The organism is Rhodanobacter sp. UC4438_H5, assembly GCF_052978405.1.
The window spans coordinates 3,272,413-3,295,378 of sequence record NZ_CM129672.1 but is presented as its reverse complement, the minus strand read 5'-3'; the positions used below and the strand labels follow the sequence as shown (position 1 = coordinate 3,295,378).

At 69.2% G+C, this 22,966-nt stretch carries 17 protein-coding genes; 7 read left to right on the top strand and 10 right to left on the bottom strand.

The window, feature by feature from the left end:
• Window positions 1-30 precede the first annotated feature (30 nt).
• Window positions 31-174 (top strand): hypothetical protein, encoded by a 144-nt coding sequence (locus tag ACVCL9_RS15025; RefSeq protein WP_395121008.1) that lies wholly within the window; start codon window positions 31-33, stop codon window positions 172-174.
• Between the two features lie 98 nt (window positions 175-272).
• Here the strand turns inward: ACVCL9_RS15025 and ACVCL9_RS15020 are convergent, their stop codons facing one another.
• Complete coding sequence (locus tag ACVCL9_RS15020) at window positions 273-854, bottom strand: DNA-3-methyladenine glycosylase I (protein ID WP_447097517.1); 582 nt, start codon at window positions 852-854, stop codon at window positions 273-275.
• A 121-nt stretch (window positions 855-975) separates the two neighbouring features.
• Here ACVCL9_RS15020 and ACVCL9_RS15015 point away from each other — a divergent pair, with 121 nt between their 5' ends.
• Window positions 976-1,821, top strand: coding sequence for a DMT family transporter (locus ACVCL9_RS15015; protein WP_447097518.1), 846 nt, complete (start codon window positions 976-978; stop codon window positions 1,819-1,821).
• A gap of 78 nt (window positions 1,822-1,899) precedes the next feature.
• Here the strand turns inward: ACVCL9_RS15015 and ACVCL9_RS15010 are convergent, their stop codons facing one another.
• Together ACVCL9_RS15010 and ACVCL9_RS15005 are read right to left on the bottom strand one after the other, a co-directional pair.
• Window positions 1,900-2,868 (bottom strand): pyridoxal-phosphate dependent enzyme, encoded by a 969-nt coding sequence (locus ACVCL9_RS15010; protein WP_447097519.1) that lies wholly within the window; start codon window positions 2,866-2,868, stop codon window positions 1,900-1,902.
• Window positions 2,865-3,818, bottom strand: a complete 954-nt coding sequence (locus tag ACVCL9_RS15005) for an aldose epimerase family protein (protein ID WP_447099497.1) — start codon at window positions 3,816-3,818, stop codon at window positions 2,865-2,867. The genes ACVCL9_RS15010 and ACVCL9_RS15005 overlap by 4 nt, the downstream gene beginning before the upstream one ends.
• Before the next feature lie 130 nt (window positions 3,819-3,948).
• On the opposite strand from ACVCL9_RS15005, the gene pepN reads away from it, so the two are divergent.
• Window positions 3,949-6,600: an aminopeptidase N gene (pepN, locus tag ACVCL9_RS15000; protein WP_447097520.1), complete on the top strand. Its 2,652-nt coding sequence runs from the start codon at window positions 3,949-3,951 to the stop codon at window positions 6,598-6,600.
• A gap of 87 nt (window positions 6,601-6,687) precedes the next feature.
• On the opposite strand, the gene ACVCL9_RS14995 is transcribed toward pepN, so the two are convergent.
• Window positions 6,688-6,873: a hypothetical protein gene (locus ACVCL9_RS14995; protein WP_395121002.1), complete on the bottom strand. Its 186-nt coding sequence runs from the start codon at window positions 6,871-6,873 to the stop codon at window positions 6,688-6,690.
• Window positions 6,874-7,465: 592 nt separating this feature from the next.
• Between ACVCL9_RS14995 and mnmG the strand changes: the two genes are divergently transcribed.
• The 4 genes from mnmG to ACVCL9_RS14975 all read left to right on the top strand — a co-directional run bounded on the left by mnmG (window position 7,466) and on the right by ACVCL9_RS14975 (window position 14,642).
• The gene (gene mnmG / locus ACVCL9_RS14990) at window positions 7,466-9,343 is read left to right on the top strand and encodes a tRNA uridine-5-carboxymethylaminomethyl(34) synthesis enzyme MnmG (RefSeq protein ID WP_447097521.1); all 1,878 of its coding nucleotides are present in this window, start codon (window positions 7,466-7,468) and stop codon (window positions 9,341-9,343) included.
• Window positions 9,344-9,426: 83 nt separating this feature from the next.
• Complete coding sequence (locus ACVCL9_RS14985) at window positions 9,427-10,209, top strand: RDD family protein (protein WP_447097522.1); 783 nt, start codon at window positions 9,427-9,429, stop codon at window positions 10,207-10,209.
• A 144-nt stretch (window positions 10,210-10,353) separates the two neighbouring features.
• The gene (locus ACVCL9_RS14980) at window positions 10,354-12,681 is read left to right on the top strand and encodes a Tex family protein (RefSeq protein WP_447097523.1); all 2,328 of its coding nucleotides are present in this window, start codon (window positions 10,354-10,356) and stop codon (window positions 12,679-12,681) included.
• 113 nt (window positions 12,682-12,794) lie between these two features.
• Window positions 12,795-14,642: an autotransporter domain-containing protein gene (locus ACVCL9_RS14975; protein WP_447097524.1), complete on the top strand. Its 1,848-nt coding sequence runs from the start codon at window positions 12,795-12,797 to the stop codon at window positions 14,640-14,642.
• 117 nt (window positions 14,643-14,759) lie between these two features.
• Here the strand turns inward: ACVCL9_RS14975 and ACVCL9_RS14970 are convergent, their stop codons facing one another.
• The 6 genes from ACVCL9_RS14970 to dprA form a co-directional block, all read right to left on the bottom strand.
• Window positions 14,760-15,632, bottom strand: coding sequence for a YbaY family lipoprotein (locus ACVCL9_RS14970; RefSeq protein WP_447097525.1), 873 nt, complete (start codon window positions 15,630-15,632; stop codon window positions 14,760-14,762).
• A 172-nt stretch (window positions 15,633-15,804) separates the two neighbouring features.
• Entirely contained in the window at window positions 15,805-17,088 is a 1,284-nt protein-coding gene (purD, locus tag ACVCL9_RS14965) for a phosphoribosylamine--glycine ligase (RefSeq protein WP_447097526.1), read from the bottom strand.
• A gap of 67 nt (window positions 17,089-17,155) precedes the next feature.
• Window positions 17,156-18,529: an AMP-binding protein gene (locus ACVCL9_RS14960; protein WP_447097527.1), complete on the bottom strand. Its 1,374-nt coding sequence runs from the start codon at window positions 18,527-18,529 to the stop codon at window positions 17,156-17,158.
• Window positions 18,530-18,626: 97 nt separating this feature from the next.
• Window positions 18,627-19,199 (bottom strand): L-threonylcarbamoyladenylate synthase, encoded by a 573-nt coding sequence (locus tag ACVCL9_RS14955; protein WP_447097528.1) that lies wholly within the window; start codon window positions 19,197-19,199, stop codon window positions 18,627-18,629.
• A complete protein-coding gene (locus ACVCL9_RS14950; RefSeq protein ID WP_447097529.1) occupies window positions 19,199-21,697 on the bottom strand; it encodes a DNA topoisomerase I in 2,499 nt (832 codons plus the stop codon). The genes ACVCL9_RS14955 and ACVCL9_RS14950 overlap by 1 nt, the downstream gene beginning before the upstream one ends.
• A gap of 82 nt (window positions 21,698-21,779) precedes the next feature.
• Entirely contained in the window at window positions 21,780-22,925 is a 1,146-nt protein-coding gene (gene dprA / locus ACVCL9_RS14945) for a DNA-processing protein DprA (RefSeq protein ID WP_447097530.1), read from the bottom strand.
• Window positions 22,926-22,966 lie beyond the last annotated feature (41 nt).

Genomic DNA, 22,966 nt, shown 5'->3' with positions numbered 1-22,966 from the left:
GATGGCGGAATGCCTGCGGGAGGAGACGACATGCTGCATTCCCTGCCCGAACCCCGCCCCCTGGCCAAGGTCGATCCGCATGCCGCCGACACCTGCTCGCGCATCTTCAGTTCGTGTGCGCGCGACGCACAAGCGCGCACCGCTGACTTGTTCAGCATGCATTTCGCGTGCTGAACGCTGCCGGCCCCTCTTTCACGCGATTGTGTGAGCGACTGCGCATTTCGCCATCGTGCGCGCCCGCATTCGGCGCCGAACGAAAGTTTCTGCGGCGGCTAGCGCGCCCCGCAGTGCCGGAAGCAGCCCACCAGGTGATCGTCGATCATCCCGGTGGCCTGCATCAGCGAATAGCAGATGGTGCTGCCGACGAAGCGGAAGCCGCGCCTCTTCAGCGCCTTGCTCATGTGGTCGGACAGCGGCGTGCTGGCCGGCACCTCGGCAGGTTCGCGCCAGCGGTTGACGACGGTGCGGCCATCGACGAAGGACCACAGATAGCCGTCCAGACTGCCAAACTCGGCGATCGCCTGCTGCGCGGCGCGCGCGTTGTCGCGGGTCGAGTACACCTTCAGCCGGTTGCGGATGATGCCCGGGTCGAGCAGCACCTTCTCCAGTTCGCGGTCGCTCATCGCGGCGACGCGGGGAATCTCGAAATCGTGGAACAGCTTGCGGTAATGCGCGCGCTTGGCCAGCACGGTGCGCCAGGACAGACCGGCCTGGGCTCCTTCCAGGCAGAGAAACTCGAACAGGCCGCGGTCGTCATGCAGCGGCACGCCCCATTCGGTGTCGTGGTAGGCGCACATCAGCGCGTCGTCGGCGGCGGCCCAGTGGCAGCGGGTGGGTTCGGCGCGTTTGCTCATGGCGACTTCATGTGGCTGTCGATCCGCCAACCGTAACGGAGGCCATTACACTTGTCGCCCCTCTTTTGGCCCCATGTCGATGCCGCCTTCCCCGTCACCCCAGCGCGGCGCCGTGCTGGCCATGCTCGTCACCATCGTGCTGTGGGCCTACAGCTGGATCGTGATGAAACAGGTGCTGGCCTGGGCCGGCCCGTTCGATTTCGCGGCGCTGCGCTACCTGCTTGGCGCGGGGGTGCTGTTCGTGGCCTTGCTGCTGTCGGGACGCTCGCTGCGGCCGCCGCCGCTGGGCCCGACGATCCTGATCGGACTGTGCCAGACCGCCGCTTTCCAGGGCCTGGAGCAGTGGGCGCTGCTCGACGGCGGTGCCGGCCACGTGGCCCTGCTCGCCTACACCATGCCGTTCTGGGCAGTGCTGCTGGCGTGGCTGCTGCTGGGCGACCGGCCGACGCCGCGGCACTGGCTCGGCCTGGCGCTGGCGGCCATCGGCCTGCTGTGCATCATCGAACCCTGGCGGCCGATGGGCAGCGCCGCGAGCACCGTGCTGGCCATTCTCGGTGGACTCGCCTGGGCCACCGGCACCGTGCTCAGCAAACGCCTGTTCCAGCGCCACGCGCCGGACGTGCTCAGCCTCACTGCCTGGCAGATGCTGGCTGGCGGCGTGGTGCTGGGGTTACTTGCGCTGGTGATGCCGCAGCGACCGCTGGTGTGGAACTGGGCCTTCATCGGCGGTCTCGCCTACAGCGCGGTACTGGCGTCGGCGGCGGCCTGGTGGCTGTGGTCGATCGTGTTGCAGCGGCTGCCGACTACGGTGGCCAGCGTGTCCAGCCTCGGCGTGCCCGTGCTCAGCGTGCTGCTGGCCTGGTGGCTGTTGCACGAGCAGCCGTCGTCACTGGAAGCCACCGGCATCGCGTTCGTGCTGCTGGGCCTGCTCGCGGTCAGCGGGCTGGGGCGCAAGGCTCAGGAGTGAGTGAAGAGGAGTAAGAAGTGAGAGAACAGCAGGGCGCGGCGATCCTGCCGCTCTCTCTCACTTCTCGCTCCTCTCCACTCACTTCCAGCTCCACGGCAAGGCCTGCAGGTCGACGTTGCCGCCGGTGATGACCACGCCGACGCGGCGACCGGCGAAGCGCGCCGGTTGCTGCAGGATCGCCGCCAGCACGGTGGCGCTGGAGACTTCCACCACCTGCTTCAGTTCAGACCACAGCAGTTGCATCGCCGCGATCGTCTCGGCGTCGCTGACGGTGATGATCTCGACATGGTGTGCGCGCAACGCGTCGAGGTTGCGTTCGCCGACCAGCGCGCGCAGGCCGTCGCAGACCGTGTCCGGCACCACCGTGGTGACGCGCTCGCCGTGCGCCATCGACTGCGCCGCGTCGTCGGCGCCGAGCGGCTCGGCGCCGAACAGCGCCAGTGCCGGGTCGATGCCGTGCGCGGCGATCGCCATGCCGCCGGCCAGCCCGCCGCCGCCGACCGGGGTGATCAACGCATCCAGTTCGGGAATCTGCTGCAACAGCTCCAGCGCGACCGTCCCCTGTCCGGCGATGACCCGGCTGTCGGCATAGGGATGCACCAGCTCCGCACCCGTGGCGCGGCGCACCTCCTCGCACATCGCCTCGCGCGCCGCCTGGGTCGGCGCGCAGCGGTGCAGGGTGGCACCGGCGCGTTCGATCGCCGCGAGCTTGGCGCGCACCGCGCCCTCGGGTACCACCACGTGGGCGGCGATGCCGCGGGTGGCCGCGGCCAGCGCCAGCGCGTTGCCGTGGTTGCCGGAGGAATGGGTGACCACGCCGCGCGCGGCCTGCTCCTCATCCAGCGACCACACCGCGTTGCAGGCACCGCGGAACTTGAACGCACCGCCGCGCTGCAGGTGCTCGCACTTGAAATAGAGTCTGGCGCCGCTCAGCGCATCCAGCGCCGGGCTGCACATCACCGGCGTCACTCGCGCATGCGGCGCGATGCGCGTGGCCGCGGCGCGAACCTGCGCCAGCTCGGGAAGCTCTTCGATGGAATGGCTCATGCGCCGACGACCTCGATGCCGCAACGGAAATGGCGCGTGGCGCCGGGCGCCAGCGCGATCGCGTCGGAGCACTCGGGCCGGTTGAACGCATCGGCCATGCATTCCATGGGCTCCAGCGCGACCGCGCGGCGCACGTCGCGCGCCACCGTGTCGGCGGTGAACGCGTGCATCACGCCGCGCTCCTGCCACAGCGCGAGCGCGAAGCCGTGCGACGGATCGCCCAGGCGGGTGCGGATGCGGCCGTCGGCATCGGCTTCGAGGTCGGTGTAGCCCTGGTCGAGGATGCTGTCGCCGATCTGCCGTGGCTCGCGGAAATCCAGCGCCGGCGCATCGTCGAGCGCGACGTAGGCGGCGGCGCCGGGCAGTGCGATCAGGTCGGCGCCGGTGCGGATCAGCGTCTGCGCGGGAATCTGCAGCGGCCAGTCGTCGACCAGGCCACCGCCAGGCAGCCGGAAGTACGGATGCCAGCCGAAGAAGCACGGGGCGAGAGTGTCGCCGACGTTCTTCATGCACGCGTCCAGGCCGAGCCCGGCATCATCCAGGGTGAACTCGACCGCCAGGTCGATCGCGTGCGGGTAGCCCGGGCGCGGACGAATCGCCGCGGTGGTCAACCGCACGCTGGCGGCGGTATCGGTGGCGGCCAGTTTCTCGATCTCGAACAACGCATCGCGCACGAAGCCGTGACGGCTGGCCCGTTCGCTGCCGGTCACGCCGGGATCGAGATCCTGCGCCACGCCGTCGAAGCGGTAGCGCGCATCGGCAACGCGACCGGCGAAGGGCACCATGATCGCGAAGCGCGAGCCCGGGCGGCGCTGCACCTCGTCGGCATCGTGGTAGCCGTCGGCCAGGTCGTGCAGGCCGTCGCCGAAAGGCACCTCGAAACCGAGCAGGGCGGCGCCATGCAAGGCCACGCGCACGTGGCGGTTTCCCGCGTGATCGTGCAACGCCATGACGGGCTGCGTGCCCAGCCAGGAACGCTCCACGCCGTAGCGGGTCGAGCCGGAAGCAGTCACCGGATTCTCCTGCGGTTGAACTTGCCCATGTTAGCCTGATCCATCCCCCACCCACGTTGTTCCGCTCATGCACGCACTTCCCCAGCAAGCCGGTCCGGTGATCCGGCTGCGCGATTACCAGCCGCCCGCCTGGCGCGTCGAGTCGATCGAACTGGAGGTCGAGCTCGGCATCGACGCCAGCGAAATCGCCGCACGCCTGCACCTGCGCCGCGATCCGGCGCAACCCTTGCCGCTGCGGCTGGATGGCGAGAACCTGCAACTGGTGTCGATCGCGCTCGATGGTCGCCAGCTGGATACCGAGGCGTACCGCTACGACGGCAGCGTGCTGGAGATCGACGGCGCGCACGACGGCAGCGTGCTGGAAACCCGCGTCCGCGTGCACCCGGCCGCCAACACCGCACTGGAGGGCCTGTACCTGTCCGGCCCGCGCGAGAGCGGCTTCCTGCTCACGCAGTGCGAGGCCGAGGGCTTTCGCCACATCACCTTCTTCCCCGACCGCCCCGACGTGCTGTCGACCTACACCGTGACCCTGCGTGCCGACCGCACCCGTTTCCCGGTGCTGCTGGCCGGCGGCAATCCGGCCGGCGCCGGCGAGCTGGAGGACGGCCGGCACTGGGCGCGATTCGTCGATCCGCACCCGAAACCGAGCTACCTGTTCGCGTTGGTCGCCGGCCACCTGGAAAGCATCGGGCGCGACTATCGCACCGCCGACGGCCGCGCCGTGCAGCTGAAGATCTGGGCCGAGGCCGACGCGATCGGCCGTTGCGGCTATGCGCTGGACGCGCTGGAACGCGCCATGCGCTGGGACGAGCAGCGCTACGGGCGCAACTACGACCTCGACGTGTTCCACGTCGTCGCCACCCACGATTTCAACATGGGCGCGATGGAGAACAAGGGCCTCAACATCTTCAATGCGAAATACCTGCTGGCCGATCCGGACTCCACCACCGACGACGAGTACCGCCACGTCGAGGCGGTCGTCGCGCACGAGTACTTCCACAACTGGAGCGGCAACCGCGTCACCTGCCGCGACTGGTTCCAGCTCAGCCTGAAGGAAGGCCTCACGGTGTTCCGCGAGCAGAGCTTTTCGGCCGACATGAATTCCGCGCCGCTCAAGCGCATCGAGGACGTCGCCCTGCTGCGCCGCGCGCAGTTCCCCGAGGACGCCGGCCCGCTGGCCCATCCGGTGCGCCCGGCGCAGTACAGCGAGATCAACAATTTCTACACGGCCACGGTGTACGAGAAAGGCGCCGAGCTGGTGCGCATGCTGGCCGGGCGGCTCGGCGCGGATGGTTTCCGCCGCGGCATGGACCTGTATTTCGAACGCAACGACGGTCGCGCCGCCACGCTGGAGGATTTCCTCGGCGCGCTGGGCGAAGCCAACGGCGTCGATCTGATGGCGTACCTGGCCTGGTACGGCCAGAGCGGCACGCCGCGGCTGCGCGCGCACGGCCAGCACGACGCCGCACGCCGCGAGTACACGTTGACCCTCGGCCAGCACGCGGCGGCCGTCGCCGGCCAGTCGGCCCGCGCGCCGCTGCCGATTCCGGTGAAGCTGGCCCTGTTCGCGAGCGACGGCCGCATGCTGCCGCTGCAACTGGCCGGCGAGGCGAACGACGCCGGCAATGAACGCGTGGTGGTGCTGGAACAGGCCGAGCAGGCACTGGTGTTCACCGGCGTGGACGCGCCGCCGGTGCCATCCCTGCTGCGCGGCTTTTCGGCCCCGGTGATCCTGGAATGCGACTACACGCCGGCCGAACTGGCGCTGCTGCTGGCGCACGACCCGGATGGTTTCAACCGCTGGGAAGCGGGCCAGCTGCTGGCCGCACGCGCCTACGAGAACCTGCGCGACGGCGGCACCGACACCTCGTTGCAGGCCTGGGGCGATGCGCTGGCCCGCCTGTTCGCCGACGGCAACATGGACGATGCCCTGCTGGCCGACCTGCTCACCCCGCCGGGCGAGATCGAACTGGCCGAACGCGAAGGCGCGGTCGATCCCGAGCGCATCCACCAGCTGCGCCAGGCCTTGCAACGCAGGCTGGCCGAACGGCTCGGCGCCGACGCGCTGGAGCAGCGCTATCGCACGCTGGCCGCACGCCGCTCGACCGCGCTGGATGCCGCCAGCCAGGCCAGCCGTCGACTCAGCCGCCGCCTGCTGGAGTTGCTGGAGGCCTGCGCCAGCGAACGCGCGCAGCCATTGGCCGCGGCGCAGTACCACGACGCGCCGGGCATGACCGACCGCCTCGCCGCGCTCGCGGTGCTGGTGCGCGGCCAGTCCGCTGCGGGCGAACAGGCGCTGGCGGACTATCGCGAGCGCCATGCCGGCAATGCACTGGCGCTGGACAAGTGGTTTGCGGTGCAGGCGCAGTTGCCCGGCAACGCGGCGCTGCCGCGCGTGATGCGACTGGAAAAGGACCCGGCGTTCACCCTGCACAACCCGAACCGGGTGCAGTCGCTGCTGGGCTCGTTCGTGCGCGGCAACCCCAGCGGATTCCATCGCGCCGACGGCGCCGGCTATCGGTTCCTGACCGAGCGGCTGGGTACGCTGGACGCGCTCAACCCGCAGGTGGCAGCGCGCCTGGCCACGGCGTTCAACGGATGGCAGCGGCTGGAACCGGGGCGCCGTGCGCTGGCGCGGACGGCGATTGCGGAGCTGGCCGGCAGCGCCGGCCTGTCACGCAACCTGGGCGAAATCATCGGCAACGTGCTGAACCACTGAAATCCGCGCGACGCATGCGGGCAGCGGCCGATCGCTTCGGCTGCCTGGCGCGCACGGCATCGACGCCGCGCGGCGGCAGCCGGCATTTCAGACGGCCAGGTGGTCCAGCGCCTCGAGCAGGCTCTGCATGCGCGATTCCAGGTCCGGCTGCATGTCGTCGCGCACGTCGTTGTCGAACTCGCTCAGGTGGTCCATCGCCATCTCCACCTCGCCGATCTCGACCAGCAGGTCGTGATGCGGATAGACGGGCTGGAAATCGAAGTTCATGTCCATGGCGAATTCCTGAATGGGTCAATGGGTGGGTAGTGATGAACAAGCATCACCCGTGCCAATGTGTGATTCCCGTCACAGCCAACCTGCCGCGTCTGCCGCGACACTGACGTCCCGCGTCAGCTGTTGCCGCGAGCCGGCATAAAGTCCCCTTTCAGTCACCCTTCGTTCACGCGTTTCCGGCGAAGATCAACCTCACGTTTCACCTTCGAATTCCCATCGCTTTCTGGCGCCCGGCAATACGGTCATCCTGGATTCCCCCTGTTCCTGAGACCGCCTGGCGCCAGATCTACATGACACGAAGCCCCGCGCATGCCGCGGGGCTTCGTGTTTCCGGGCCTGGCGTCGCATCGCGCATCCACCGGCGCCACAAAAGACGACGGCACCCGAAGGTGCCGTCTTGCTTCCTCTCACGGTACGCGATCGAACCCCTGTCCGCTCGACCTCGGCGCGCGATCCTCGCGCAGCGTCTGCCCATGAAAGTGCAAGCCGGATGAAGCACGATCCATGCCACTTTCAGGCAATCTTCGACGGCAGACGTATCGCGTTACCATGACGCCCACTTTTGTCACTTTTGCGCGCTCCGGGCAACAGCATGCGTCACCCCACCTGCTACGACGTCATCGTGATCGGCGGCGGCCACGCCGGCACCGAGGCCGCGCTGGCCGCCGCGCGCACCGGCGCGCGCACCCTGCTGCTCAGCCACAGCATCGAGACGATCGGCCAGATGAGCTGCAACCCCGCCATCGGTGGCATCGGCAAGGGCCACCTGGTGAAGGAGATCGACGCGCTGGGCGGTGCCATGGCCCACGCCGCCGACCTTGCCGGCATCCAGTGGCGCACGCTGAACGCCTCGAAGGGCCCGGCCGTGCGCGCCACCCGCTGCCAGGCCGACCGTGCGCTGTACAAGGCGGCGATCCGGCGCATGGTGGAAACCCAGCCGAACCTCGAACTGTTCCAGCAGGCGGTGGACGACCTGATCATCGAGAACGGCCGCGTCCGCGGCGTGGTCACCCAGATGGGACTCGCCTTCGACGCGCGCACGGTGGTGCTTACCGCCGGCACGTTCCTCGCCGGCAAGATCCACATCGGCCAGGCGCAGTACGCCGGCGGGCGCGCCGGCGATCCGCCGGCCAGCACGCTGGCGCAAAGGCTGCGCGAGCTGCCGGTCGCCGCCGACCGGCTGAAGACCGGCACGCCGCCCCGCATCGACAGCCGCAGCATCGACTTCAGCGGGCTGGAAGAACAGCACGGCGACGATCCCGCGCCGGTGTTCTCCTATCTCGGCAACCGCGCCGAGCATCCGCACCAGGTCAGCTGCTGGATCACCCACACCAGCGAGCGCACCCACGACATCATCCGCGGCGCGCTGGACCGCTCGCCGCTTTACACCGGCCAGATCGAGGGCGTCGGCCCGCGCTACTGTCCGTCGATCGAGGACAAGGTGGTGCGCTTCGCCGAGAAGCCGTCGCACCAGATCTTCATCGAACCGGAAGGACTGGACACGTTCGAGATCTATCCGAACGGCATCTCCACCTCGCTGCCGTACGACGTGCAACTGGCGCTGGTGCACTCGATCCCCGGCTTCGAGCACGCCCACATCACCCGCCCCGGCTACGCCATCGAGTACGACTACTTCGATCCGCGCGGACTTCACCCCTGGCTCGAAACGAAGGCGATCCCCGGCCTGTACTTCGCCGGCCAGATCAACGGCACCACCGGCTACGAGGAAGCCGCCGCGCAAGGCCTGCTCGCCGGGCTCAACGCCGCGCTGGCCGTGCAGGGCAAGGCACCGTGGTATCCGCGCCGCGACGAGGCATACATCGGCGTGCTGATCGACGACCTCACCAGCAACGGCACCATCGAGCCGTACCGCATGTTCACCTCGCGCGCCGAATACCGCTTGCACCTGCGCGAGGACAACGCCGACCTGCGCCTGACCGAGCAGGGTTTCGCGCTGGGCGTGGTGCCGTCGGCACGCGTCGAGGCGCTGCGCGCCAGGCGCGAGGCGGTCGAGCGGGAACTGCAGCGCCTCGGCGGCCTGTGCGCCGCGCCGGCCAATGCACTGGGTGCGGCGCTCGAGCGCCAGCTCGGCATCGCGCTCAGCCGCGAAACCAGCGCGGTCGACCTGCTGCGCCGGCCCGAACTTGACTACGCCAGCCTCGCCGGCGTGCCCGGGTTCGGCCCGCCGGTGGCGCGCCAGGACGTGGCGGCGCAGGTCGAGGTGCAGGTGAAGTACGCCGGCTATCTCGAACGCCAGCGCGAAGAGATCGAGCGCCAGCGCCGGCACGAACACACCGCGATCCCGGCCGACTTCGACTATGACAAGGTGCGCGGGCTGTCGGCGGAAGTGCTGCTCAAGCTCAAGCGCTCGCTGCCGGCGACGCTGGGCCAGGCCGCGCGCGTCAGCGGCGTCACTCCCGCGGCGATCTCGCTGCTGCTGGTCCACCTGAAGCGCCGCGACGCAGCCTGAGAATCGCCCCCTGCTCCCGGCACAGCGCCGGCGCGCGCACTCATGGCATCATGCGCACTCCACACAGCCCCGGGGAGTGCGCAATGGAAATCTGGATCGGCCGCGACGGCGAACGGCATGGGCCATACAAGGAAAGTGACGTGCGCGAGTGGTTGCGCAGCGGCAAGGTCAGCCCCGACGATCTCGCCTGGTACGAAGGCCTCGCCGACTGGCAGCCGCTGTCGGTACTGTTCCGCGACGCGGTACCGGCCGCCACTCCGCCTGCCGACAACCCCTACGCGGCACCGGCCACCCCGCTGCAGGCGCTGCCGCAGACCACCGCCGCGGTGCTGGAGGATTACGCCGGCTTCTGGAAGCGGTTGGCGGCCTACATCCTCGACGCGATCGTGCTGTATATCCCCAACAACCTGGTGATCATGCGCTCGATGGGCGACGGTGCCGCGCAGGAAACGATGAAGCAGGCGATGATGGCGGCGCCCGGCGATCCGCACGTGATGCTCGCCGCCTACGGCCAGTACTACGCGACGATGGGCACGGCGATCCTGCTCACCGCCGTGCTGACCTGGCTGTATTTCGCCGTGTGCGAAAGCTCGCCGTGGCAGGCCACGCTGGGCAAGCTGGCACTGGGCATCCGCGTCACCGACCTCGAAGGCCGGCGGATCAGCTTCTGGCGGGCACTGGGCCGCTACCTGGCCAAGTTCCTCAGCACGATCATCCTCTTCATCGGCTTCATGATGGCCGGCTGGACGCGCCGCAAGCAGGCTCTGCACGACATGCTCTGCAGCACTCTGGTGCTCAACGGCCGCGCCAGCGAGTTCAAGCCGGATGCCACTGCAACCGGCAAGAGCAACTCCTTCAGCGCCTGATCGGCCTTGCTCCACGCACGGCGCCGCGGTTCGTCCGCGGCGCCGTTTTCATTGGCGCGCCGACGATTCCCGGGCGCTTGTTATCATCAACGGCTTGACCTTTTCATTCGGCGGCACCGCGCCGCCGCCAGGAACGCTCCACCCATGCCCAGCATCGAACAACGCATTGCCCACGACATCGCCGCGAAGACCGAACAGGTGCGCGCGGCGGTGGACCTGCTCGACGGCGGCGCCACCGTGCCGTTCATCGCGCGCTACCGCAAGGAAGTCACCGGCGGCCTCGACGACACCCAGCTGCGCCTGCTGGAAGAACGCCTGCGCTACCTGCGGGAACTGGAAGAACGCCGCGCGGCGATCCTCGCCAGCGTCGAGGAACAGGGCAAGCTCGACGACGCCTTGAAGGCGGACATCCTCGCCGCCGACACCAAGGCGCGGCTGGAGGATCTGTACCTGCCGTACAAGCCCAAGCGCCGCACCAAGGCGCAGATCGCCCGCGAGGCCGGGCTGGAACCGCTGGCAGCTGGCCTGCGCGAGGATCCCACGCGATCGCCGGAAGCCTTCGCCGAAGCGTTCGTCGATGCGGACAAGGGCGTGGCCGACGTGCGCGCCGCACTCGACGGCGCGCGCGCCATCCTGATGGAAGCGATCGCCGAGGACGCGCACCTGGTCGGCGAGCTGCGCGACTGGCTGTGGTCGCAAGGGCAGATTCGCGCCAAGGTGGTCGCGGGCAAGGAGAACGAAGGCGCCAAGTTCCGCGACTACTTCGACCACGTCGAGCCGATCGGCAAGATCCCCTCGCACCGCCTGCTGGCGCTGATGCGCGCGCGCAACGAGGGCGTGATCGAACTGGAACTGGCGCCCGCCGCCGACAGCGAACAGGGCCACGCCGAGGGCGAGGGCCGCGTCGCGGCGCACGCGAACATCCACGACCGCAGCCGTGCCGCCGACGCCTGGCTGCGCGAGACCGTGCGCCTGACCTGGCGCGTGAAGCTGCACCTGCACCTCACGCTGGACCTGTTCGGCCGCGTGCGCGAAGGCGCCGAGGACGAGGCGATCCGCGTGTTCGGCGACAACCTGAAGGACCTGATGCTGGCCGCACCGGCCGGCGCGAAGACCGTGATGGGGCTCGATCCCGGCATCCGCACCGGCTGCAAGGTGGCGGTGGTCGACGCCACCGGCAAGCTGCTGGCCACCGACACGATCTACCCGCTGGAGCCGCGGCGGCAGTGGAACGAATCGCTGGTTTCGCTGGCGAAGCTGTGCAAGCAGCACAACGTCGACCTGATCGCGATCGGCAACGGCACCGGCTCGCGCGAGACCGACAAGCTGGCCGGCGAGCTGATCAGGAAGCTGGCCGACGCGAAGCTGTCGAAGATCGTGGTGAGCGAGGCCGGCGCCTCGGTGTATTCGGCCTCCGAACTCGCCGCGAAGGAGTTCCCCGGACTGGACGTGAGCCTGCGCGGCGCCGTCTCGATCGCGCGACGGCTGCAGGACCCGCTGGCCGAACTGGTGAAGATCGAGCCGAAGGCGATCGGCGTGGGCCAGTACCAGCACGACGTGAACCAGATCAAGCTGGCGCGCGCGCTGGACGCCAAGGTGGAGGACTGCGTCAACGCCGTCGGCGTGGACGTGAACACCGCCTCGGCCGCGCTGCTCGCGCGCGTGGCCGGGCTGTCCGCTTCGGTGGCCGAGAATGTGGTGAAGCACCGCGATGCGAACGGCCCGTTCCCGAACCGCAAGGCGCTGCTGAAGGTGCCGCGGCTCGGCGACAAGGCCTTCGAGCAGTGCGCCGGTTTCCTGCGCGTGCCCGACGGCGACAACCCGCTGGACGCCAGCGCGGTGCATCCGGAAGCCTACCCGGTGGTCGAGCGGATCATCGCCCAGTGCGGCCGCGAGGTGCGCAACATCATCGGCGACGCCGGCTTCCTGCGCGGGCTCAAGCCCGAGCAATTCACCGATGAAAAGTTCGGCGTGCCGACCGTGCGCGACATCCTGAAAGAGCTGGAAAAGCCCGGCCGCGACCCGCGCCCGGAGTTCGTGGCGCCGCGCTTTGCCGAAGGCGTCGAGGACGTGAAGGATCTGAAGCCCGGCATGATCCTGGAAGGCCGCGTCACCAACGTCGCCGCATTCGGTGCCTTCGTCGACATCGGCGTGCACCAGGACGGCCTGGTGCATGTCTCGGCGCTGTCGCACAGCTTCGTGAAGGACCCGCGCGACGCGGTGAAGGCCGGCGACATCGTCAAGGTCAAGGTGATGGAGGTGGACCTTCCGCGCCAGCGCATCGGCCTCAGCATGCGCCTGGACGACGAACCGGGGCAGGCGCGCGGCAGCCGTCCGGGCGCCGGCAGCGATGCCCGTGGCGGCTCGCGCGACGGCCGCGGCCCGCGTCCGGGGGGCGGCGCACCCAAGCCCGCGGCCGCGCCCGCCAGCAACGCTTTCGCCGACGCGTTCGCGCGCGCCGGCAAGCGCTGAAGCGCCGACCACCATCCGCCTGCGGCGGCGATGCGCTGCAGCATGCGGTTCCGTATGGAATACCGTACCGTAACCCGCAACGAACAAGGCCATCCCGGCCGAGGAGTACTTCCATGCTTCGCACCCGCCATCTGGCCGGCGCCATCGCAACCGCCATGCTGTTCAGCACGGCCGCCGCAGCCGCCGATTTCAGCAACGTCATCGTCTTCGGCGACAGCCTGAGCGACAACGGCAACATCTCGCTGGCCAGCGCACCGACGATCCAGCCGCCGCTGCGCTTCACCACCAACCCGGGCACCACCGCGGCGGAGAACGTGGCGACGGGCCTGGGCTTCACGCTGGCGCCGTCGGCGGCCGGCGGCACCGACTACGCCTGGGGCGGCGCGGGCTTCGTCAACAACGTCGCCGCGGTACCGACCATCACCCAGCAGCTGCAGATGTACCTCGGCGCGAACGGCGGCAAGGCCGACTCGCGTGCGCTGTACCAGGTCTGGGGCGGCGCCAACGACATCTTCTACCTGAGCGGTACGCTGAGCGATCCGAACGCGATCTCCGCCGGCGCGGTCAATGCGGCGCAGACCGAGCTTGGCGTGCTCGCCGGCCTGCAGGCGGCCGGCGCGAAATACGTGCTGGTCTACAACCTGCCCGATCTCGGCAAGACCCCGCAGGCCGCGCTCGGCGGCGCCACCGCACAGGCCGGCGCCAGCCAGCTCGCCGTGCTCTACAACGGCGTGCTCAACAGCGGCCTGGCGCAACTCAGCAACAACGGCCTGAACATCATCCCGGCGAACACCTACGCGCTGCTCAACGAAGTGATCGCCAACCCGGGCGCCTACGGTTTCAGCAACGTCACCGCGCCGGCCTGCGGCGCCGGTTCCAGTTCGGTGCAGTGCGGCCCGCAGGGCTCGGGCCTGCCGTACAGCTACGCGGCCGGCGCCGACCAGACCTACCTGTTCGCCGACGGCGTGCACCCGACCACCGCCGCCCACGCCATGCTGGGCCAGTACGTGCTGTCGGTGATCCACGCGCCGGAGCAGATCTCGCTGCTCGGCGAAGCGCCGCTGGCGGCCAGCGCCGTGCAGAACCGCGTGATGCGCGACCAGATGCTGACCACCGGCAAGGACGGCGACGTGCGCACCTTCGTCAACATCGACTACGCCCGGCAACGCTTCGACGCCAGCAACAACTCGCCGCGCACCAACAGCGACAACCTCAACTTCACCCTGGGCGCGAACTATTTCGCCGGCGAGCACGTCACTGCCGGCGTGGCGCTCGGCGTCGGCCAGCACAACGCCGACTTCTCCGGCGGCGGCGGCTACAAGCTGCAGGACGTCAGCGGCCTGGGCTACGTCGGCTACCACAACGGTGGCGGCTACGTGGGCGGCTACGTCAACTTCGGCCAGTCCAACTTCAAGGACATCGAGCGCCGCATGAACATCGGCGCGATGCAGCGCACCGAGACCGGCAAGACCGACGGCTCGCACCTTGGCGGCGGCGTCACCGGCGGCTGGTGGTTCGAGCTGGGCAACGACTTGCAGACCGGCCCGTTCGCCACCGTCGACTGGGAGACCGTGAAGATCAGCGGCTACAGCGAGAGCGGCAACGACAGCAGCGCGATGTGGTTCGGCCGCCAGCAGCGCGACTCGCTGATATCCACCCTGGGCTGGCGCCTGCGCGGCCAGTGGCAGGTCAACAACCTGGTGATGTCGCCGTATGCCGAACTGGGCTGGAACCACGACAGCAAGGCCGATGCACGTGAGGTCCGCGCCGGCCTCAACAGCATGAACGGCAGCTTCGCGCTGACCGGCTTCAGCCCCGACCAGAGCTGGGGCGCCGCCACGCTGGGGCTGTCCGCCCGGCTGACCCCCAGCGTGCAAAGCTGGATCGGCTACAGCGGCCGCTTCGGCGACAACAGCCAGAAGTACAACAGCGTCAACATGGGCGTGCGGATCGACCTCTGATCCGGCCAGGCCGCGACTCGGCCGGCCCGGGTCACGTCCATGAAAAAAGCCGCCCGCTGATGCGGGCGGCTTTTTCTTTGCGAGCTTCCCGCTCGACGCGGGAGACTCTGCAGCGACTTACTTGTTCTTGCCGTTGGTGGCGAGGCCGAGGATGGTCATCGCCTCCTGCTTGAGCTTCGCCGCCTCGGCCGGGTCCAGCGGCTGCACGTCGCTGCCGACCTGGTGCTGCTTCAGCACCAGCGTGCCGTCATCGCTCCAGCCGGCACGGTCGATCGAGGAGGGCTTGCCGTCGCGGCTGGCCATGTGCTGCTGCACGATCGCCCACGGCTTGCCGTCCTTGTAGGCATAGTCGGTGCTGGTGAAGCCGTCCTTGGTGTACTCGACCAGCTCGCGGATGAACTGGATCTGGCCGTCCTGGCGGAACAGCTGCCAGCCGCGCGAGGCGTCCTTCTCCAGCTTGGTGCCGTGGTTGACCTTCATCGCACCGAGCTGCTTCTGCACGTCGTCGAATGCGGCCAGCAATTTTTCCCCGGGGGTCTGCTCGGCGACCAGCTGGATCGACACCGCGTCGTTCTGGCTGCCCTTGGCCAGCACCGGCGCCTGGATCGGCATCACGTACTGGCGCTCGCCGTCGGTCAGGATCGCCTGCACCACGTACAGGTCGTTCGGCTTGACGTCGGCGGGGTTGAAGGTGAGCTTGAACGGCTGCGGAAAGCTGCCGGCCGGCGAGGTCTTGGTGGCCAGCGGCGCGGAGCCGACCGCGGTGGAGGAGACATCGACCAGGTTAAGCACCAGCGTTGCCTTGTCCGAAGGCTGCGGCGTACCTGCGCGCAGGGAGATCGTGCCGCTGACTTCGCTGGGGATCGATACCTTGGCCGCACTTTCGGCGTTGGCGGGACCGCCGTTTGCGGCCTGATCCGACGACGAACCTTGGCAGCCGGCGAGGGCCAGCGCAGCAACCGATACCAGCGACAAAACCGTCTTGCGCATGCCAGAAACCTCTTTATGCGTGAAATCGACACGTGGTCGCGCGGGCCTGGTGGCGCCACGACTCTACGCGGGGGAGCCTGCAAGCATATCGCAAAAAAGCGGGCGCGGAAAAGTCAATCCCCGCCCGCCCGCCGTGCGCGCGCGTACGCTGCATGCCGGCGCTGCAGCGCTTTCAGCGTCGATGCAAGGCGCGATGGGCGATGTCGCGGCGGTGAAACGCACCCTCCCAGCGCAGCCTGCCGACCGCCGCATAGGCGCGCTCGCGCGCCGCGGCAAGATCGCTGCCCAGCGCACACACGCAGAGCACGCGCCCGCCCGACGTCACCACGCGACCCTGCGCGTCGCGGGCGGTGCCGCCGTGGAACACCTTCACGTCGCCATCGTCGATGTCGTCCAGGCCCGCGATCGAATCGCCCGTGCGCACGCGTCCGGGGTAACCGGCGGCGGCCATCACCACGCCAATGGAGGGGCGGCTGTCCCAGCGCGCGCGGGTCTGCGCCAGATGGCCGTCCAGCGCGGCGTCGATCAGCTCGACCAGATCGGACTTCAGCCGCAACAAGATCGGTTGGGTTTCCGGGTCGCCGAAGCGCACGTTGAACTCGATCACCTTCGGCGCGCCGGACTTGTCGATCATCAGGCCGGCGTAGAGGAAGCCGATGAACGGCGCGCCCTCGGCCGCCATGCCGCGCAGGGTCGGCTCGATCACTTCCTTCAGGATGCGCTGCTCGACCTCCGGCGTGACCACCGGCGCCGGCGAGTACGCGCCCATGCCGCCGGTGTTCGGACCGAGGTCGCCCTCGTCGCGGCGCTTGTGGTCCTGGCTGGAGGCCATCGGCAACGCGTGGCTGCCGTCGCTCATCACGATGTAGCTGGCCTCCTCGCCGTCGAGGAATTCCTCGATCACCACCCGCGCCGAGGCGTCGCCGAACGCGTGCGCGCCGAGCATGTCGTGCAGCGCCAGTTCCGCATCGGCCAGGGTCAGCGCCACCACCACGCCCTTGCCGGCAGCGAGGCCGTCGGCCTTGATCACGATCGGCGCGCCCTGCCGGCGTACGTAGGCCAGCGCGGGATTGAGTTCGGTGAACACCGCGTAGTGCGCGGTGGGGATGTTGTGCCGCTGCAGGAAATCCTTCGCGAACGCCTTGGAACCTTCCAGCTGCGCGGCGATCGCGCGCGGCCCGAAGATGCGCAGGCCGGCGGCGCGGAACTTGTCGACCACGCCGGCCACCAGCGGCACCTCGGGGCCGACCACGGTCAGCCCGACCTTCTCGCGTTTCGCCAACTGCAGCAGGCCATCGAGGTCGTTCATCGCGACCTCGGCGTTGCGCACGCCCGGTTCGCGCGCGGTACCGGCGTTGCCGGGGGCCACGATCACCTCGTCGACCTGCACGGACTGCCCGAGCTTCCACGCCAGCGCGTGCTCGCGTCCGCCGCTGCCGATGACCAGAACCTTCATTGCCGCACTCCCGCTCGCCACCCGGCGCAGTCGCCCATTGTAGCGGCAGCGATCCGCCGCCCGGGCGTCAGCCTGGCGGTTGCAGCAGCGCCAGCAGTGCCGCGCGCGGCAGCTTGCCGGTTTCGTTGCGCGGCAAGGCGGCCACCCGCTTCAGCGGGCGTGGCAGGAACAGCGGATCGATCGCGCGACGCAGCGCGTCGAGGATGGCGTGCTCGTCCAGCTCCGGCGCCACCACCAGCGCGGCGATGCGGTGCACGCCGAGCGCGTCGCCGTCACCGTGCTGGAACACCACGCCGTCGCGCACGCCGGGAATCGCCAGCAGGCGGCGGGTGAGGTCGGCCAGCGAGGCGCGCTTGCCGGCGATCTCCAGCATGTCGGCATGCCGTCCGCACAGGCGGAAACGGCGGCCGTCGCGCGACAGGCTGACCAGGTCGGCCAGGCTGACCGGCGCGCCGAGCTGCGGCGCCTCGACCGCGGTGCCATCGGGTTGCGGGTGCAAGGTCACGTCGTCGTACAGCAGCCAGTCTTCGTCCACGGTGGGGCGGCGGCTGGCGAACACGCAGGTTTCGGTGGAGCCGAACACTTCCAGCAGCGGCGCGGCGAAGCGCTGCTCGGCGGCGCGCGCCAGCCCGACCGGCAACGGCGCGGTGGCCGATACCATCGCCGCGACCGCCGGCAGCTCGATGCCCGAATCGATCAGCGCGCGCAGATGCACCGGCGTGGTCACCAGCACCCGCGGTGCCGGCACCGCGGCCAACGCGGCGGCCACGTCGGCGGGAAAGAACGGGCGGCCGGTGTGCACGCCGACATTGCCCAGCAGCGGCAACAGCACCGACATCTCCATGCCGTACATGTGCTGCGGCTGCACCGTGGCGACCAGCTCGAAGCGCTCGCCGACAATGGCGTGCAGCCGCGCCAGGTTGCCCGCGTTGCTGGCGTGGAAACTGCCCCAGGTCTTCGGGTTCGGCATCGGCGTGCCGGTGGAGCCGGAGGTGTAGCCGATCGCCACCACCCGGTCGGCCGGCAAGGTCGGCCAGGGCGCCTCGACGTACGCCGGTCGCGGCGCGTCGAACGACGGCAGTTGCTGATAACCGGGCGGCGCCGGGTCGAGCCGCTGATCGCCCAGCGCGTGGCACCCGGGGTGAGCCTTCATCACCTCGTCCACCGCCTGCGGCGCACGCGAGGACGGCAGCAGGTTGGCCTGGCCGCGCAACGCCACCGCGCAGAACGCGACCAGGAAGGCGTAGCGGTCCTCGCACAGGTTCACCACCGCCGGTGCGTGCGGCAGCGACGCCGCCACCGCGCGGACCTCGGCGAGGAAGTGTCCGGCGCTGATCGCCTCGCCCTCCCGCCAGGCCACCACGCGCGCCGGGTCCGCAGCCGCCAGCAAGGGCAGCAGCGGTGGAAGCTCGCGCTGGCGCGGGTCGTGGACGGTAACCAAACGGCTGTCTCCGTGGATGCTCAAATGGCGTGCGGCAGCATCGCGCCGCCACGCGGACGGTGGCGTGAATGCCCCGACGTGCGCTCCCCCCGCACGTTCAGGCGCGGATGATAGCGCCCGAAAGGGCGTCGCGAATCACCGTGGGGCTGGATTGGTCACCCAGCGGGGCATCCAGCAGGCCGTCCAGGGCATCGCCAAAATACTCGGCCACGGTCTGCGCGGCGCGGGCCGGCGGCTGCCCGTGCGGGTTGGCGCTGGTCGACACCAGCGCGCCGCCGAAGGCACGGCACAGTAACGCCGTCGGTTCGTGCGCGCTGACCCGCAGCGCGACGCCGGCATGCGCGCCGGCCACCCAGTCGGGCACCCATGCCGAGCGCGGGAAAATCCACGTGTACGGCCCCGGCCAGCTGGCGCGCACCTGCCGCAGCACCGCATCGGGCACCGCCGCGAAGTCGATGCAGGGTTCGACCTGGCTGAAGTCCGCCGCGATCAGCAGCACGCCCTGCGTCGACGGGCGCTGCTTCAGCGCGAACACCCGCTCGAACGCGCCGCGGTCGAACGGATCGCAGCCGAGGCCGAACACCGCCTCGGTCGGATAGGCGAGCACGCCGCCGCCATGCAGCAGTGCAGCAGCGGCATCGACTTCGTCGAGCGTGAAACGCTGCAGCATCAGGCGCCGGCCTTGCCGGCAAGAGACTTCTTCGCCGCGGTCTTCTTCGTGGCGGTTTTCTTCGCCGCGGCTTTTTTCGCGGCCGTCTTTTTCGCCGGCGCCTTCTTCGTCGCGGCCTTCTTCACTGCGGCCTTCTTCGCCGGCGCGGCCTTCTTCGCGGCGGCTTTCCTGGTCGCCGTCTTCTTGCCGAAGCGGCCCTTCTTCACCGGCGCGGCGGCAAGCAGTTCGAGGCACTGTGCCTCGGTCAGCAGCTTCGGTTCCTGCTCCTTCGGGATGCGTGCGTTCTTCTCGCCATCGGTGATGTAGGCGCCGTAGCGGCCGTTGAGCACCTGCACGCCGTTGCCGAAATCGAGAATCATCCGGTTGGCCAGCATCTCCAGCTTGTCGGCCACCAGTTGCAGCGCACGCGGCAGTTCGATCGTGTACGGATCATCCTCGGGCTTGAGCGAAGCGTAGGTGCTGCCCTGCTTCACGAACGGGCCGAAACGGCCGATGCCGACGCTGACCTCGTCGCCGTTGTCCGCCTGGCCGAGCTGGCGCGGCAGCTTGAAGAGCTCCAGCGCCTCGGCCAGGCTGATCGTGTGCATGCTCTGGCCCGGGCGCAGCGAGGCGAACTGCAGTTTCTCGTCGCTGTCCTTGTCGCCGATCGCGGCATACGGCCCGAAGCGGCCCAGCCGCACGAACACCGGCTTGCCGGTCTTCGGATCGCTGCCCAGTTCGCGCGCACCGGTGGCCTCGCTGCGGTCGACCGACTCGGCCTTCTCGTCCACCTGCTGCTTGAACGGCAGCCAGAAGCGCTGCATCAATGGCACCCAGGCTTCCTCGCCGCGACTGACCGCGTCGAGCTCGTCCTCCAGCTTGGCGGTGAAGTCGTAATCGACGTATTGGGTGAAGTGCTGGGTGAGGAATTTGCTCACCGCGCGACCCACGTCGCTGGGCTTGAAGCGGCGGCTGTCGAGGAACACGTATTCGCGGTTCTGCAGTACCTGGATGATGCTGGCGTAGGTCGACGGGCGGCCGATGCCATGTTCTTCCAGCGCCTTGACCAGGCTTGCCTCGGAGTAGCGCGGCGGCGGCTCGGTGAAGTGCTGGTCGGCGACGATCTCATGCAGCGGCACCGCCTCGCCTTTCGCCAGCCGCGGCAGGCGGCGGCCTTCATCGTCGTCCTCGGCGGTCTTCTGGTCGCGGCCTTCCTCGTATACGGCCAGGAAGCCGGGATCGACCACGGTGGTGCCGCTGGCGCGGAACGAGGCGTCGCCACCGGGGGCGTCCGGCAACGCGAACTCCACCGTGACGGTGTTCAACGTGGCATGGATCATCTGGCAGGCGACGGTGCGCTTCCAGATCAGCTCGTACAGCTTGCGCTGGTCGTCGTTGAGGAAGGCGGCCACCGATTTCGGCGTGTGCATCGCCGAGGTGGGGCGGATCGCCTCATGCGCTTCCTGCGCATTCTTCGACTTGGTCTTGTATACCTGCGCCGCGTCCGGCAGCGCCTTCGCGCCGAAGTCGCGGGCAATCAGCTGGCGCAGCTCGGCCATCGCGTCGTCGCCGAGCATGGTCGAGTCGGTACGCATGTAGGTGATCAGGCCGACGTTGCCCTCGTCGCCCAGCGCCACGCCTTCGTACAGGCCCTGCGCCACCTTCATCGTGCGGCTGGTGGTGAAGCCGAGCTTGCGCGCGGCCTCCTGCTGCAGGGTGGAGGTGGTGAACGGCGCGGCCGGGCGGCGCTTGCGCTCCTTCGAGGTGACGTCGCTGACCGTGAGCTGGCCGCGTGCGGCCTGCTTCAGCGCCGCACGCGCGGCTTGGGCATCGGCTTCGTTGGTGAGGTCGAACTGCTCGAACTTCTTGCCGTTGAGACGCGACAGCCGCGCACTGAAGTCGCCTTCGACGTGCTTGAGCTGCGCTTCCACGGTCCAGTACTCGCGCGCCTTGAACGCCTCGATCTCTTCCTCGCGCTCGACGATCATGCGCAGCGCCGGCGACTGCACGCGGCCGGCGGAAAGCCCGCGCTGCACCTTGCGCCACAGCACCGGCGACAGGTTGAAGCCGACCAGGTAGTCCAGCGCGCGGCGCGCCTGCTGCGCGTCGACCAGGTCGTGCGAGAGCTGGCGCGGCGCGGCCACCGCGGCCTTGATCGCCTTCGGCGTGATCTCGGAGAACACCACCCGGTGCAGCTGCTTGCCCTTGGTCAGGCCGCGCTCCTTCAGGATCTCGCTGATGTGCCAACTGATCGCCTCGCCTTCGCGATCCAAGTCGGTCGCCAGATAGATGTCGTCAGCCTCCCGGGCCGCCTTGGCGATCGCGTCGACGTGTTTCTGGTTGCGCTCGATCACCTCGTAGGCCATCGCGAAACCGTGCTCGGTGTCGACCGCGCCCTCCTTCGGCTTCAGGTCGCGCACGTGACCGTAGGATGCGAGGACCTGGAAGTCCTTGCCGAGGTATTTGTTGATCGTCTTGGCCTTGGCCGGTGATTCGACGATGAGCAGGTTTTTTGCCATGAAGCGGGATATCCAAAAGTGAACCACCGGCGCTTCCGTGCCGGACATATATATAGTTGAAACCACGCCATGGCTTCGGCTGTCAAGCCCGCAGGGACGTGGGCATGACCTGGTAGGCGTTGCCCGACCGGCGTTCGATGCGCCCGTCCAGTTCCAGCATCAGCAGCATCGAGGACAGTGCCGCGGCCGACAGCTCGGTGCGCTGCACAAGTTCATCCATTGTCGCCGGTTCGTGGCCAAGTGCGGACAACAATCGTCGATAATCGGCGTCCGCCGCGGTCGCCGTCGTGACGGTTCCGACCTCCTCGCCACCCAGCCGAGCGGCCAGTTCGAGGCCCAGTGAACGCGCCGCGGGGGCCAGCAATTCGACGATTTCCGCCGCGCATTCCACCAGTCGCGCGCCATCGCGGATCAGCCGGTGGCAGCCGCTGGCCAGCGGATTGTGGATCGATCCTGGCAGCGCGAACACCTCGCGGCCCTGCTCGGCGGCCAGTCGCGCGGTGATCAGCGAACCCGAACGCAGCCCCGCCTCGACCACCAGCACCCCCAGCGCCAGCCCGGAGATGATCCGGTTGCGGCGGGGGAAATGGTCGGCCCGCGCCGCCGTGCCGGGCGGAAATTCGCTGACCAGCGCGCCGTGTTCGACCAGGCGCCGGGCCAACGCGTGGTGTTTGCGCGGATACACCCGATCGGGCCCGGTACCGATCACCGCCAGCGTCTTCGCGCCGGCATCCAGTGCGGCGGCGTGTGCCGCGCCGTCGATGCCGTCGGCCATGCCGCTGGTGATCGTGAAACCCGCCTCGGCCAGCGTACGGGCAAACGCCCGCGCGTGCGCCATGCCGCTGGCGCTGGCTGCGCGCGCGCCGACGATGGCCACCTGCGGATGCAGCAGCAGGCTCGCATCGCCCGCCACGAACAGCACCGCCGGCGGCTGCGGGATGTGCTCCAGTTGCGGCGGGAAATCCGCATCCGTGCACCGCAGCAGCCGGTGGCCGGGCTCGGCCAGCCAGGCCAGGTCCTGCGCCAGGCGCGCCTCGTCCGGGTGCTCCAGCCAGGCCAGCGCGGCGGAATCGAGCCCGGCACCGTCACGGCGCAACTGCGCCAGCGCGGCATGGATGTCGCCGTCGCCGCGATCCAGCCACTGGCGCAGGCCGCCGGGACCGAGCCCGGGCGTGCGCAGCGCGGTCAGCCAGGCGCGGTGGTCGTCATCAGGGTGCGGATCATGCATGCCCGGGAGTGTACGCAGCGACCGCAGACGAAGACGGCGCG

Excerpts from the sequence above, each read along its gene's own strand:
- ACVCL9_RS15015 (WP_447097518.1), top strand. The coding sequence starts at position 976 with ATGCTCGTCACCATCGTGCTGTGGGCCTACAGCTGGATCGTGATGAAA.
- ACVCL9_RS14970 (WP_447097525.1), bottom strand. The coding sequence starts at position 15,632 with ATGCGCAAGACGGTTTTGTCGCTGGTATCGGTTGCTGCGCTGGCCCTC.
- ACVCL9_RS15005 (WP_447099497.1), bottom strand. The coding sequence starts at position 3,818 with ATGGCGTTGCACGATCACGCGGGAAACCGCCACGTGCGCGTGGCCTTG.
- pepN (WP_447097520.1), top strand. The coding sequence starts at position 3,949 with ATGCACGCACTTCCCCAGCAAGCCGGTCCGGTGATCCGGCTGCGCGAT.
- purD (WP_447097526.1), bottom strand. The coding sequence starts at position 17,088 with ATGAAGGTTCTGGTCATCGGCAGCGGCGGACGCGAGCACGCGCTGGCG.
- ACVCL9_RS15010 (WP_447097519.1), bottom strand. The coding sequence starts at position 2,868 with ATGAGCCATTCCATCGAAGAGCTTCCCGAGCTGGCGCAGGTTCGCGCC.
- ACVCL9_RS15020 (WP_447097517.1), bottom strand. The coding sequence starts at position 854 with ATGAGCAAACGCGCCGAACCCACCCGCTGCCACTGGGCCGCCGCCGAC.
- ACVCL9_RS14980 (WP_447097523.1), top strand. The coding sequence starts at position 10,354 with ATGCCCAGCATCGAACAACGCATTGCCCACGACATCGCCGCGAAGACC.
- ACVCL9_RS14995 (WP_395121002.1), bottom strand. The coding sequence starts at position 6,873 with ATGGACATGAACTTCGATTTCCAGCCCGTCTATCCGCATCACGACCTG.
- ACVCL9_RS14950 (WP_447097529.1), bottom strand. The coding sequence starts at position 21,697 with ATGGCAAAAAACCTGCTCATCGTCGAATCACCGGCCAAGGCCAAGACG.
- ACVCL9_RS14975 (WP_447097524.1), top strand. The coding sequence starts at position 12,795 with ATGCTTCGCACCCGCCATCTGGCCGGCGCCATCGCAACCGCCATGCTG.
- dprA (WP_447097530.1), bottom strand. The coding sequence starts at position 22,925 with ATGCATGATCCGCACCCTGATGACGACCACCGCGCCTGGCTGACCGCG.
- ACVCL9_RS15025 (WP_395121008.1), top strand. The coding sequence starts at position 31 with ATGCTGCATTCCCTGCCCGAACCCCGCCCCCTGGCCAAGGTCGATCCG.
- ACVCL9_RS14985 (WP_447097522.1), top strand. The coding sequence starts at position 9,427 with ATGGAAATCTGGATCGGCCGCGACGGCGAACGGCATGGGCCATACAAG.
- mnmG (WP_447097521.1), top strand. The coding sequence starts at position 7,466 with ATGCGTCACCCCACCTGCTACGACGTCATCGTGATCGGCGGCGGCCAC.
- ACVCL9_RS14955 (WP_447097528.1), bottom strand. The coding sequence starts at position 19,199 with ATGCTGCAGCGTTTCACGCTCGACGAAGTCGATGCCGCTGCTGCACTG.